This window comes from Sphingobacterium sp. JUb20 (assembly GCF_004342035.1).
Classification (GTDB): domain Bacteria; phylum Bacteroidota; class Bacteroidia; order Sphingobacteriales; family Sphingobacteriaceae; genus Sphingobacterium; species Sphingobacterium anhuiense.
This window is the reverse complement of sequence record NZ_SLYV01000013.1, coordinates 95566-109528: the sequence shown is the minus strand read 5'-3', so window position 1 is coordinate 109528 and position 13963 is coordinate 95566. Positions and strand designations below refer to the sequence as shown.

Annotated in this window: 9 protein-coding genes; 6 read left to right on the top strand and 3 right to left on the bottom strand. The window is 37.7% G+C overall.

The features are described 5' to 3' along the window. Nucleotides 1-312 precede the first annotated feature (312 nt). From EDF66_RS26470 to EDF66_RS20760, 3 genes are all read right to left on the bottom strand, one after another. Nucleotides 313-441, bottom strand: a complete 129-nt coding sequence (locus EDF66_RS26470; protein ID WP_259194652.1) for a hypothetical protein — start codon at nt 439-441, stop codon at nt 313-315. A 795-nt stretch (nt 442-1236) separates the two neighbouring features. Next, nucleotides 1237-2379, bottom strand: a complete 1143-nt coding sequence (locus tag EDF66_RS20765; protein WP_165902479.1) for a FecR family protein — start codon at nt 2377-2379, stop codon at nt 1237-1239. Nucleotides 2380-2390: 11 nt separating this feature from the next. Next, nucleotides 2391-2966: an RNA polymerase sigma factor gene (locus EDF66_RS20760; RefSeq protein WP_165902478.1), complete on the bottom strand. Its 576-nt coding sequence runs from the start codon at nt 2964-2966 to the stop codon at nt 2391-2393. Nucleotides 2967-4119: 1153 nt separating this feature from the next. Between EDF66_RS20760 and EDF66_RS20755 the strand changes: the two genes are divergently transcribed. From EDF66_RS20755 to EDF66_RS20730, 6 genes are all read left to right on the top strand, one after another. Further along, nucleotides 4120-5421, top strand: a complete 1302-nt coding sequence (locus EDF66_RS20755) for a MutS-related protein (RefSeq protein WP_132844783.1) — start codon at nt 4120-4122, stop codon at nt 5419-5421. Between the two features lie 39 nt (nt 5422-5460). After that, the gene (locus EDF66_RS20750; RefSeq protein WP_132844782.1) at nt 5461-6792 is read left to right on the top strand and encodes a MutS-related protein; all 1332 of its coding nucleotides are present in this window, start codon (nt 5461-5463) and stop codon (nt 6790-6792) included. A gap of 40 nt (nt 6793-6832) precedes the next feature. Further along, the gene (locus tag EDF66_RS20745) at nt 6833-9430 is read left to right on the top strand and encodes a TonB-dependent receptor plug domain-containing protein (RefSeq protein WP_132844780.1); all 2598 of its coding nucleotides are present in this window, start codon (nt 6833-6835) and stop codon (nt 9428-9430) included. 125 nt (nt 9431-9555) lie between these two features. After that, a complete protein-coding gene (locus EDF66_RS20740) occupies nt 9556-10470 on the top strand; it encodes an ABC transporter ATP-binding protein (RefSeq protein ID WP_132844778.1) in 915 nt (304 codons plus the stop codon). Between the two features lie 13 nt (nt 10471-10483). Then, entirely contained in the window at nt 10484-12790 is a 2307-nt protein-coding gene (locus tag EDF66_RS20735) for a Gldg family protein (RefSeq protein WP_132844776.1), read from the top strand. 59 nt (nt 12791-12849) lie between these two features. Then, nucleotides 12850-13953 carry a TlpA disulfide reductase family protein gene (locus EDF66_RS20730; RefSeq protein WP_243656105.1) on the top strand — a complete coding sequence of 368 codons (1104 nt, stop codon included), beginning with the start codon at nt 12850-12852 and terminating at the stop codon, nt 13951-13953. The last annotated feature ends 10 nt before the right edge of the window (nt 13954-13963 follow it).

Genomic DNA, 13963 nt, shown 5'->3' with positions numbered 1-13963 from the left:
ATTGTCGATATAATGGGATGTTTTAGAAAAGTCCAGAGGCTCCGTTATAACGGAGCCTCTGGACTTTTCTACTATAACATAATAAAAAAGGTTTTTTATAAAAAATGTTCCAAAAGCTGTTCAAATCGCGTCATAGACAATTTAAACTGAATCATTCACACATATAACTTAAGAATTTTTGGCAAGGACATCTCCAGGTCCATCATTTTCTATAAATTACACTTTCATATGATAAAGACGGTTAACTTCATAAAATGTCCCGTAAAATATAAAATAATTGTTAGTTGAACACTAGTAATGGTACCAATCTTTTTATGATGCTTCTGCACGCACGTAAACGGCATTCGCTGCTAACCGTTTCTGTAATGGAATAGATAATCGACTTTTCCACTGCGGGTCCTTAAAATTGTGGAAATTTGCAGAAAACGGATCACTTGCCATAAAATGTGTATCTTATTAAAAAGGAGCTCCTTTATTTTTGGATCATTGAGGAAGAGCCAAAGGCAATGGTTATTGATAATAAATAATGGAATGGAATTTATTGTCAAGGTTACATTTACGTACTTTTCAAGTCACGCATTGCTAACATAAATTGGAGAATGGCCTTCACAAGATATGAATGCAGAAACTTTTCAGAATTATGTCAAAGACTAAGTTTCATGTTAAATTTTGTTTCAGAGTACTGTACTTACGAGAATATATATTGTTTATTTTGATATGAAAGCCCATTAGTCCCGCTTAAGCGGGACCTTTGAACTTCAATTATGAAAAATCATGAAAGTTTTTTATAAAAACCTGTCCAATTTGTCTTAGGAGAACAATTTGAACATAATTGTTTATAGGAGAAGATAATGATGTGGGCAATAACGACTCCCGATCTTTATAAGCAATCCTTCATTGTAATATTATAAAACGTTTGTAGGCACAAAATGTCCCTGAAAAATAAAATAATAATATGATTTGTTCAACAAACTAACTTTTTAAGATTTTTATGGAGTTGACAGAGTTTAAAGAATAGGCATCTCTTAGCTTTTTGTTGGTGATGTTGTGCACCCTGTATTGATGGTTATAGTAGGGGCAGTTGTGAGTTATGTGACAAGCCGGTTGCTGAGCAACGGAATGATTTGCAAATAGAGGTTACATGATAATAAATACAGCTGTCTCGGCTGTCAGAGACAGCTGTATTTTAATCAATATATAGCGAACGATTGCATTGAATCAATTTCAGATCTATAATTATTTTTTATATTTTCTTTTAACTATGATTGAACCACCTTGTTCTTTAAATTCCAGATCATTTACTTCCGTTATAAATTTGAGGACTTCCGATAAAGGACTTTGTCTACTTATCTCGCCATAGAGTGCAGATTCTTCAATATCATCCGAAAGCTTGAAATTAATACCATACCAGTTTGATAGTTCATTGCTCACCTCAGCGAAAGATTTTCCTGTTAAATTGAAATATCCATTCTTCCAATCTAGTTCCAATTCAGGTTCTTTCAGAGTAACAACTTGACCGCCTTCCTCTTCTTTATATTGTTGATTGGGTTTCAATACTGTTTGTAAATTTTCGGTAATCTGCTTTCCCAAAGGAACTTTACTTTTCTGCAAAGCAATCATTCCTTCTAGAAGTGTAGCCTTAAAATGTCCAGTAGTGCCTCCTGCGCTAAATTTAGTCCCCAGCACTGCTATTGAGAATGTGGCTGTTTTTACAAAAAAAGGAATTGATTTCTCTTTCTTTTTTTGTGTTGATATTTCAAAGTACCCTTCGCCCATGAGTAGTACATCTCTAAATGAGTCGTTAAATGCAACAGGATAGGTAATAGATGAATTTGCATTTAACCATACTTTACTACCATCAGACAATATAATATTTATGACTCCTCCTGCTCCAGTTTTAACAGTATTGTAAACCGCTGATGAGGCTTTGTTTTTAGCTAAGTACTCGATTGCACCATCATTATGCTTTACGATCTGATAAAAATGGGTCTTTAAAGTATCGTTGGGTAGCAGGTCCTCCATTTTAATTTCCCGATTATCCTCTAATAAAATCCTAGTATTTTTGTTCTCAAGCGGCATGGCGTCAATAATAGAAGTTTCTGGAGATTGCAATAGGAAATAAGTTCCTATTCCTATAGCGAACAACAGTGTTGCTGCAATACTCATTCTCCGTATATATAATATTCGGATGTTAGATTTTATGTTAGGAATTACCTCTATACGGTTGTCCAGTTCAGAAAGTATGTTTTCTAATATGTCGTCAGCTAATGGTTCCCTTCTTTCTTTTAATGTATCATACCACAGCTCAACTAGTTCCGATTCTTGTTCATCACAATTTTCTTCTCTATATTTTTGTAAAAGTGTCTGAATGCTTTTCATAGTTGATCCTTTTATGCCAGTGCGTTTAAAAAAAATGAGCCTTCCACTATACATTGGGCAACCAATGTGAAAAGAAACCATATGGTATACTGTGACAAGCGCTCTCTTAATTCTTTTAATACTAGTGAGAGCCTGTTTCTCACGGTTTTTTCAGCTATTCCTAGCTCTGCAGCCACTTCATCAGTTTTTCTGTCTTCCAGTATCCGTAGGCGGAAAATCTCTTTACCCTGAGGTATGCTTTCACTGATCAATTCAAATATACGTTCAAGAAAAGAGTCATGCATTGCGTTATGGTCAGTTCCTTCTGTATACTGTTCCTGCTTTTCTGCAAATTGCTGATACTTCATTACATGTTGCTGATGGAGAAAATAATCTATAATCTGGTTCTTAAGCGCACGATGGATGTAGCCGGAAAAATTTTCGATGCTGTTTGCAGCGGCTCTCCCGGTCCAAATTTTAGAAAAAAGTTCCTGCAGAATATCGTCGACCAGCTCCCTGTCACCAAGACGGCGAAAAGCTACCGTATAAAGTGAGCGCTTATATCTATCATATAATGTAGTGAAAGCAAAAGCATCACCAGTGGCCATTTCCGCCAGCAGCTCGCTATCGGTTTTCAGTGAACAATTGTCTCTTTGCATAGAGGCTTACAATCTAGTTGGTTAAGTCGTAAATATAATGCATATTGGCGAAATATAAGAAAAAAAATAGGATTCTAAAGTGTCATTAATCAATAACCCTCTCCTTATCACAAAAAACATAATAGAAATGACTCATGAAAACTTATCATTGCATTGAAAACCAGATAGCTTCTTTAAGAAATAATGTGAGTTTATTTGTGAAATAAATAAGACGAATCTAAATACATTTTTTTATTATAGTTAATAATGGTCATAAAAAGATTTAGATCTTCTATTTCTAAGATGCCAAATAATAAGGAATGTTTTTTCTTCTTCCGGAAGGATTGTATTGAAATAACTTAAATTTAGAAATGGATGCAATAAACTGAATAAGGACAGTCATTAATTTCATTAGACTCAAAAAAGGAGGTGAGCAATGCTCTTTAAAAAGCAATAGTTTCAAACGAATGTGTAATACTCATTTTCGATATACATATTGAAAGATCATTTGTGGGAAAACAATACCAAATTGACCAGGTCGTTAAAAAATTGGTAAAAAATATCTAATAAAAATGTATCAGCTGAGTAGTCAGATGAACTGTGACACTGAATCAGATTTTTATGAGACTTAGGTGAATGATCTTTATTAAAAATACAGCCATATTTTATTCTTTAAAAAAGCACATGGGAATATATTGCAACTCTAAAAGCTCTGATTGGGGATGGTTCCGTGATGGAATTTAATCAATTAATTTCAAGATATCTTTTGAATCATCTAATGGTAATATCCTTAATTCATATAATCGTAATGGTTTAATCTCCATAGCTGCTATCCCCCTTTTTTTAATGATATCTTGTCGATTGAAAAAAATTGTATTGAAATAGTTACTTCGAATAAAGAAAGTGCTGACAGCAAGCTCTAACACTAATTTTTCTCTAAAATTATTAATCTCTCTCTACAAGCACCTGCCGGAACTTGGTTTTTCTCCTCTTATTGTGTGAAAGAATATCGATCAACCTCACAGCAATTAAGGGACATTCACATTATTGAACCGTCCTTACCTTATATCTGTTCGCAAAAACTGAACTCATACTGTTTTGAGCCGATAATAAATTGATATATATGTATTTACAGACCGATGAACAAACCATAGCTGATTTAAAGCTATTTGGAAAACAAAACGAAGAAGGTATTTATGATAACTATAACCATGTCCATACTCGAGGAGGGGAAGTCTTATTGGAACAACTATTCCGAAATCCATTAGCCGATCCTGACAAAATCAATCAACGGATACAGATTATTGCTCATTTTGCAACTAACGATTTGAAATTTCTCTTTAGTACCTCATTATTTGATGTTGTCGAAAAGTACTTGGCGGATTCCGCAGAACAAGCGACAGTTGCAACTGGCCGTTCTATTCTTGGTGAAAAGGAAATACAAAATGGGGTATATGCAATTATAGATTTGCTGCACAAAACAAAGGACTTTATTGAAAAGGACGTCATCAAAGCGGCCTTGGCATATAGTGAAGAGCGGGGAGCCATTGCACAGTTGTTAGCAGATGACGCTTTATTACCAGCACTCCGTGAAGAGAGTAAAGGAAAGCTTTCTTATGGTGCTGTGACTGCCTATGATAGATTATTCCGCAAAAATCAACGACAATCACTAAAGAAGTTACTTGGTCATCTTTATTACCTAGATGTTTACTTGTCGGTTGCACAAACCGCAATAAAAAGGAAATTTGTTTTTCCCACGATTACTACAAGTAAGAGTAGTCAACTTAAATTGGAAGGAGTATACCATCCGACTTTAAAGAATCCGGTGGCTAATGACTTTCACATGGATAATTCGAAAAATATGGTTTTCCTTACCGGAGCTAATATGGCAGGCAAGTCGACAATGCTTCGCACGGTCAGTACTGCACTATATATTGCTCATGTTGGATTTCCTGTTGCTGCAAGTGCTATGGAATTTTCTGTTTTGGATGGATTATATACAACGATCAATTTGCCAGATAATTTAGGGATGGGCGCGAGTCATTTTTATGCGGAAGTATTGCGGGTAAAGAAAATTGCGGTAGAGCTTAGTAAAGGGAAAGCGCTTTTCGTCTTATTTGATGAATTGTTTCGAGGTACAAATGTCAAAGATGCACATGAAGCGACTGTGGCCATCATGTCTAAATTTTCAGATCATTATAATAGTTTATTCATCATTTCCTCTCATATCATTGAAGCGGGTGATATACTTCGACAAAAACACAATATCGGTTTCCAATATCTACCAACAAGGATGGTTGGAAAGGTACCCGAGTATACTTACACATTAGAAAATGGTATCACAGACGATCGTCACGGGATGATTATCATCCAAAATGAAAAGATTTTAGAAATCCTACGTGATGGAATAAAGGAAACAGTATAAACGATATTAATTGAATATAACCCTTTTAGTAATTAAATAATGAATTTTAAGATAGATAAGCAAACCTTAGATGAACTCAACCTGTTAGGAAGATTTCAGAAAGATTCTGTATACAACCTTTTTAATCACGTGAAGACCGCTGGCGGGGCTTTGCTGTTTGACCAGATGTTTAATAACCCACTCACCGATGTAGATGCAATCAATAAGCGTTGTCACATCTTTCAGTTTTTTCAATCTGAAAAGATCCAGTTCCACTTTGATGGTGCCATTGTGAAAACGATGGATGAATATATTGATAGTTCATCCAACAGTAATAAACTAATGGTATTTGCTACCATGTTCACAAAAAAAATGCTAGCTAGCCTAACACGCGATGATCGTTATAAAAAGGCCTTGGCAGGCCTGCAGGCGGTAATTATTACTCTTGATAAATGTCATAAATTTGTTCAATCTATCCCAGATACCGCACATCCGTTTCAAGAAGATCTCAATAAAATGAAGGTTATATTTTCAAATAGTTTGATTTTAAAACTTTGTTCTATAGATATCTATCAACCTATCACTGTCGGTACTTTAGCATATTATGACCATTTATTAAAAGGAATTTTGCATTCTGAAATGTCATCTATTTTATCGTTTATATACGAGGTAGATGTTTATGTAGCTGTTAGTGGTGTTGCGACGCGAAAGAACTTCAGTTATGGGAAAGCATTACCAGCGAGCGAGAATATATTTCAGGCTTCAGATCTTAGGCATCCTTGTTTGCAAAACGCTATAGGGAATAGTATCACCATGAATGCGGGCAGCAATGTGCTCTTTCTTACAGGGGCAAACATGGCCGGGAAATCGACATTAATGAAGTCGATTGGTATTTGTATGTATCTCGCACATATGGGATTCCCCGTTGCGGCAAATGGTCTGGAATTTAATGTAAGAGATGGGCTTTATTCTTCCATCAATGTCGCCGATAATATTGGTCTTGGCTATAGTCATTTTTATGCAGAAGTGGTAAGGGTTAAACAGGCGGCAGAAGCGACCGCAAATGGCCAACGCCTTTTGCTCTTATTTGATGAATTGTTTAAGGGAACCAATGTAAAAGATGCATATGAAGGTACTTTGGCCGTAACACAAGGCTTTGCTGCATACCATTCTAGCCTATTTGTCGTTTCTACACACATTATTGAAGTAGGTGAAGCACTCAAAGATCTACCTAACGTTCGTTTTGTCTATATGCCTACTGTGATGGACGAAAATCGGCCGCGATATACTTACAGATTGGAACAAGGAATCACAGAGGACAGGCAAGGTATGTTGATCATCAAAAATGAGGGAATCTTCGAATTGCTTTCCAATTCAGGAGTTAGCAGTTGAGCTTTATAGAAAAAATTTATTTATAAGAATTTAATATACTATGAAATTTATTTGTATTAAGACCAACTGTTTTATTGGTTGTATATTATTATTGTGTGGATGGTTTCATGCTACAGGCGCTATCATAGCGACAGATACGACAATAAGGGTAAATGTGTTTGGTAATTGTGATCAATGTAAAGCAAGGATTGAAAAGGCGATTTCAGGCCAAGGTCTTAAAGAGGCTGCTTGGGATCAACAGTCGAAGTCGCTATTACTACAGTTCGATCCTCAGGTATTTGCATTGGAAGCGGCGATTCAACGTCTACTTGATGCAGGACACGATGTTGCTGGGTTCAAATCTAAAAATGAAATCTATGAAAAAATTAAGGGCTGCTGCAATTATAGGGGCAAAGACAATCACGGAGATTCTCATGAACACAATCATGATCATATTATTAAAGGACAAATATTACAAGAAACTGAAAATGGTAGATTCAGACCCATTCAAGCCGCAAATGTATTTTGGATGGAAGACCCATCAAAGGTTATACGTTCTGATCAAACCGGCCGTTTTCAAATTTTACATCATAAAGGCTTTAAAAGTCTCATTGTAACTCATTCAGGCTTGCAGCCCGATACAATCGTTATTTCTGATTTGCACGCACCGATTATGGTGTTGGCTAAAGGCCATGTTCTCGCCGAAGTAACGGTCTCTGCCCGAAATAGCAGTACTTTTATCAATAAGATGAAAGCCAGTCGTATAGAAACTATTACTAGCAAAGAATTAACAAAGGGAGCTTGCTGTGATCTTGCTGAAAGTTTTGAAACCAATGCGTCGGTTGATGTCGTGTCTACAGATGCCGTTACCGGCGGCAAGCAGATTCAAATGTTGGGTCTCAGCGGTATTTATACCCAACTGACAGTTGAAAATCTTCCCGGTCCACGGGGATTGGCGACTCCTCTAGGGCTTAATAGTATTGCTGGTGCATGGATAGAGTCAATCGAACTGAGTAAAGGTATTGGTTCTGTCGTAAATGGTTTCGAAAATATTGCAGGACAGATTAACGTAGAACTCAAAAAACCAGATCTTTCTGAACGCTTATTTTTGAATGCTTATGCAAATAGTTCCGGTCGTTCGGATCTCAACCTTAGTCTTGCCCACCGTTTCAATGAACGCTGGTCTGGAGGCTTATTGCTTCATGATAATTTTATGTATAACAAGAATATTAATTTCAGTGAAAATGGTTTCCGTGACGTCCCTGTGGGTAATTTGTTTTCCGGAGTGAGCCGTTGGAAATATGAAGATGGTAAAGGCTTCTATCTTCATTTTGGAATTAAGTTTCTAAGTGATAACCGCACTGGAGGACAGGTTGATTTTGATCCTAAAACTGATAAGCTGACTAAAAATAGATATGGATTAAACTTTGATATTGAACGGTATGAAGCTTTTACTAAGATAGGTTATTTATTTCCAAACAATGAATATCGCAGTATCGGCTTACAATTGTCCGGTACAGTTTTCAATCAGAAATCATATTTTGGCCTTCGTACGTATGATGCTAAACAGAATAATGGTTATGCGAATCTTATTTATCAAGATTTGATCGGGGATTCTCCCAGTCATAAGTATCGAACAGGATTGAGTCTCTTATACGATCGGTATGATGAAGATTTTCGTATGATGGAAACAACAAGTATAGCGCATTTTAAGCGCGCGGAGATAGTGCCAGGGGGATTTGTAGAATATACCTTTAGTCCAAATGAAAAATTTGATGCTGTCCTTGGTTTACGTGGTGATTACAACAGTCTGTATGGTTGGTTTGCTACGCCACGAGGCCATATTCGCTATCAGCCTGTTTCTGGCACGACACTGCGCTTAAGCAGTGGTCGTGGCCAACGTACAGCAAATATATTCGCAGAAAATACTGCTGCACTTGCTAGTTCTCGCATGGTGAATATCCTTGTCGCAAATAGCAATGAAAAGGCATACGGCTTACTTCCTGAGGTAGCCTGGAATACTGGATTCAGTTTTGACCAGTCCTTCAGGATATTCGACCGCGAAGCATCTTATAGTATCGAATTGTTCCGGAATACCTTTACAAATCAAGTGGTCGTTGATTACGAAAATCCGAGAGAGCTCGCCTTTTATAACCTCAAAGGAAAATCCTTTTCAAACAGTATGCAGACCGAACTAAAATTTATGCCTATGCCGCATTTCGAAGCGCGCATGGCTTATCGATTCTTTGATGTAAAAACGACTTACGGCGATCAATTGCTTGAGCGTCCGCTGCTCGCTAAGCATCGTGGTTTTTTAAATCTTGCCTACAGTACACACGGAACCGGCTGGAGTTTCGATTACACGTTGAGTGCAACGGGACAAAAGCGTTTACCTTCCACAGCATCAAACCCGCTCGAATATCAATTACCTGATTATTCCAGGGCTTTTGTGACGATGAATGCACAGGTAAGCAAAATTTTTGGAAAAGAACGTCCATTTACCTTTTACGTTGGTGGTGAAAATCTCACTAATTTTTTTCAGCCAAATCCAGTGCTGGCTGCAGATCAGCCATTTAGTAGTTTTTTCGATACGTCATTGCTTTGGGGGCCAATTACTGGGAGATTGTTTTATGCAGGTGTACGTTACAGCATCCAATGATCACTCACGCAGGGATGTTTCTGAAGAAAATATAACAGTTCGAAGGGACATCTAAGGAAATAATCCGTCTTCAATTATAAAAGGAAACTATTGAGTTTGTTGATCATCTTAAATTATAAAAAAATATGATATTAAAAGTAGAGCAATTGTCACATCGTTATGGTAGTTCCTGGGCTGTACGAGATTTAAATTTGGAGATTTCAGGTGCAGGAATCATCGGACTATTAGGATCTAATGGTGCCGGTAAATCGACAACCATGAATATTATTTGCGGTGTCTTGAATCCCACTAAGGGTAAGATTTTGATCAACGGAATAGATTTAAGCAAAGATCCAGTTGCTGCTAAGCGCAACATTGGATTTTTACCCCAGACTCTTCCATTATATACCGATCTTACTGTTGATGAATATTTAATCTATACCGCACAGCTTCGTTTAGTTGCTAAAGATAAAGTCAAAAAAGCAGTCGAAGAAGTGAAGGAACGATGTGGTATTGCGCATATGAGTTCACGTCTTATCCGCAATCTTTCCGGAGGTTATCGTCAACGCGTGGGTATAGCTCAAGCCATTATTCACAAACCTCGTTTGGTGGTGATGGACGAACCTACCAATGGGCTCGATCCTAATCAGATCATTGAGGTGCGCAAGCTGATCCGTGAACTGGGGCAGGAGCATACAGTTTTACTTTCATCGCACGTACTCTCGGAAATAAATTTGCTGTGTCGCGATGTTATCATGATCGAGTCTGGCCAAATTGTATTCTCAGATAGTATGCGGGCATTTAATAATTATGCAAGCTCATCTGCCATCTTGCTGCTGATGGAAAATCCTCCGGCAGAGCAAGAGCTGCTTAATATCCCCGGAGTCCGAATGGTTGAAAATTTGGCAGATGATCGATTTAGATTGGAATTTGAAGGTGGTGACGATGTGATTGAAAGAGTAATGTCCGCAGGATTAGCAGGAGGTTGGTGCATCCGCGAAATTGGATTCGACAAAAGCTCTCTAGACGATATTTTTAACAAATTGTCACATATCAATTAAATAGTAAATCAATATGGTTTTTCATATAACAAAAAACGAACTACGTAACCTTTTTTATTCTCCAATCTCCTGGTTCGTGATGATATTGATCCTTGTATTGTGTTCAGTCAGTTATGGCTATATGATTGAGGCTATCGCGGAGGCACAAGAATCATCAATTCACCGCAATCCTAATTGGTCGGGGTTTAATAATATGCACGGCACATTATTTGTTTTTTCGGGAAGTCATCCTGATTCGGTATTTAATTTGGTGGTTAGTAAGTTGCTCTTCCTTTTTCCTTTACTTTCCATGACGATTATTAGCCGGGAGTTTAACAATGGCACACATGGTTTATTATATTCGTCTCCTATTAAATTATGGCAGCTGGTACTGGGTAAATATTTGGGCATTGTTCTATTCGCTTTCTTATTAGTCCTGATTATAAGCGTGACATTTATTGCGGCGGGCTTAAATGCAGATAATGTAGACTATGGTCTGCTTTTCACAGCAGCTTTGGGTTATTTTTTGATGTGCTGTACTTTTGCAGCGATAGGTATGTTTATGTCCAGCCTAACCTCGTACTATATTATCTCTGCCATCCTTACCTTAATAACACTTGTTATTTTTAGTCGTCTCGGTGAGCTTTGGCAAGATGTTGATATTGTTCGCGATATCACCTATTCGATATCCTTGATTGGTGTAATAGATAAATTTCTCTTTGGGCTGATTACCACAAAAGATGTTGCCTATTATCTGATCGTAATTTCAATGTTCGTGCTTCTTACCATTTTCAGATTACAAAGTAATAGAAATGCGCAGCACTGGTCTAAATCTGCCATCAAGTATGTTTCAGTGATCATGGTCGGTTTGGGACTGGGTTATGTAACCTCGCGGCCTAAGTTAATTGGTTATTGGGATAATACACAGGTTAAAATCAGTACCATCGATTCAAAAGCCCAGGTAGCACTCAAAAGGCTTAATAAGGGGCCATTGGAAGTTACATTATACACCAATCTCATGGATGACTATGTCGATTATGGAATGCCGGCTACACGCAATGCCGGTTATTTAGATAAATTTTGGTCCAAATATCAGCGATTCAAACGGGATATCGATTTTAAGTATGAATATTATTACGATTACAATCCTGTATACGATAACTTGACATTAGCACCGGCCAAGAACTATTTTATTGATAAATATCCGGGCAAAAGTCTAAAAGAAATTGCCATTGAGAAAGCTGCAGCGCGTGATTTTGATATTGATATGTTCAAAACGCCAGAAGAGATGCGCAAACAGATCGATTTGGATCCGGAAGGATATAGCTTGGTCATGAAACTCAAATATGACGGGCGTACCGCGACGCTTCGCACATTTAAATCACAGGGCGTATGGCCAAAGGAAGATAAGATCATCGTGGCGGTTAACCAATTGGTAGATGGGTATCATCCTAAACTTGCGTTTGTCACTGGACATCTCGAACGTTCTGTTTTCAAAACAGGAGAGCGTGAATATACGGAACATACCCGCTATTTAGCATCACCACATACGCTTGTAAATCTTGGCTTTACAGTTGATAGCTTATCGTTGGAAAAAGATTCGATACCCTCCGACTTAGCAGCCTTGGTGCTAGCCGATCCCAAAGTTGAGCTTTCTGAAACAGAGTTTGCAAAATTAGAACGGTATATCGAAAATGGTGGAAATATGATTATTACGGGCGAACCAGGTAAACAACAGGTGCTGAATCCGTTGCTTCAAAAATTAGGAGTGCAGTTGATGTCAGGACAGCTTTTACAGCCTTCGGAAGATGAAACAGCCGATAAAATTCGCTGTCAGTTACCCGGAATACACGAGGATATTACTTTTCTTATGGATGGAGCTACCGGCATTTCTTATAACAATGAAGGTCAGTTTAAGATTACACCGATGGCTAAGACAAGAGCAGGTAAGACCTGGATTAGTCGATCAAAAAATGTTTTTGATTCAATAGCACCTGTTTTTAGACCTGAGCTGGGTGATATAGACAGTAGTATGTCTACGCTAGTTTTGCTTACGCGTGAGAAGAACGGACGTGAACAACGTATTCTTGTGGCTGGTGATGCGGATTTCCTCAGCAACGATGATATTGGGAAAAGTCTAAGTCATTTGGTCCCAGGGATATATCATAGTATGACCGATGGCCGTAATGATATTCAAATTGGTAGGCGCGAATCAATCGACAATAAATTGTCCATTAGTCTCGCGACTGCACAAGTTCAAAAGATAATTATGGTGTGGATACTACCTTCATTGATGCTTCTGCTCGGTACAGTTATCCTAGTACGGCGAAAAAGAAAGTAGGCTTTCTAATAAGACAATTAAGGAATAATAAATGTTTTGACACTTTAATTTCATAACTGATGACACTAAGGAATATTTTAGTTTTTACAGGAATTTTTATAATTCCAATAATAACACTTGCTCAAGAAAAAGTGGTTACAAAAAAAAAGCCTGTGCTGATTTCTGGGCAGATGGGTACCGATGCCTTTGAAGGTTCAAAAATATACTTAAAGTATAAAGGAAATAAAAGAAGCAGTAAAATTGACTCGGCATCGATCGTGGATAGGACTTTCAGCCTTTCTGCAGATGTTACAAACGTGCAAAAAGCTTCGCTTTATCTCGATCATACCGGAAAGCAGGGATTTGAAAAAACTATTGCCTCCTCCAATACCAATAAGGACAATATGTTTCCCTTATTGCTTGCCCCAGAGGAGAATTTTACCATTTCTATTAAAGAATCGCTTGGAGAAGCCAGGATCATTGCTTCTGAGATAAATAAACAACGCACGGATTACATTGATTTTATACTAAGCCGAAGTCCTAATAGAACGAAACAAGAGAGTTTGACGGCACAGCGTCTTTATATACGCCAATTTCCTGAATCATATTTTTCGTTAGATGCTTTGGGCGCTATGCTTGTCAGTCAAATAGTTCCAAGAGATACTTTATATGAAATGATGGATTTGTTAGAAGCAAAATCTGCTTATAAAAATGTGGATGAATATGTTATCCTTTATGTCAGTCTTAAGGCAGATAAAGTTAAGAATGATACAGGGAAGATTGCGGCCGGATTCGAATTACCCAAGTCTGATGGGCAGATCGTGAAACTAGATGACTATAAAGGAAAATATGTATTGGTTGATTTTTGGGCGAGCTGGTGCGGTCCATGTCGTGCTGAAAACCCCAATTTGGTTAAAGCTTACGAACAGCTGCATTCCGAAGGGCTGGAAATCCTTGGTATCTCCATTGATAAAGATCGCACAGCATGGCTGAAAGCTGTGCAAGAGGATGCTCTGCCCTGGACTCAGGTTATTGATAAAAAAGATGGTAAGACCGTTAGTGATCTGTACAATGTGTTTGCTATACCCGCCAATTTTTTGATTGATCCTACAGGCAAGATCGTAGCTCGAAATCTCCGTGGAGAGGATTTGGTTAAGCAGTTGAAAAAATTTCTTAATGACTAATTATTTGTTG

Excerpts from the sequence above, each read along its gene's own strand:
- EDF66_RS20740 (WP_132844778.1), top strand. The coding sequence starts at position 9,556 with ATGATATTAAAAGTAGAGCAATTGTCACATCGTTATGGTAGTTCCTGG.
- EDF66_RS20755 (WP_132844783.1), top strand. The coding sequence starts at position 4,120 with ATGTATTTACAGACCGATGAACAAACCATAGCTGATTTAAAGCTATTT.
- EDF66_RS20735 (WP_132844776.1), top strand. The coding sequence starts at position 10,484 with ATGGTTTTTCATATAACAAAAAACGAACTACGTAACCTTTTTTATTCT.
- EDF66_RS20745 (WP_132844780.1), top strand. The coding sequence starts at position 6,833 with ATGAAATTTATTTGTATTAAGACCAACTGTTTTATTGGTTGTATATTA.
- EDF66_RS26470 (WP_259194652.1), bottom strand. The coding sequence starts at position 441 with ATGGCAAGTGATCCGTTTTCTGCAAATTTCCACAATTTTAAGGACCCG.
- EDF66_RS20765 (WP_165902479.1), bottom strand. The coding sequence starts at position 2,379 with ATGAAAAGCATTCAGACACTTTTACAAAAATATAGAGAAGAAAATTGT.
- EDF66_RS20750 (WP_132844782.1), top strand. The coding sequence starts at position 5,461 with ATGAATTTTAAGATAGATAAGCAAACCTTAGATGAACTCAACCTGTTA.
- EDF66_RS20730 (WP_243656105.1), top strand. The coding sequence starts at position 12,850 with ATGACACTAAGGAATATTTTAGTTTTTACAGGAATTTTTATAATTCCA.
- EDF66_RS20760 (WP_165902478.1), bottom strand. The coding sequence starts at position 2,966 with ATGGCCACTGGTGATGCTTTTGCTTTCACTACATTATATGATAGATAT.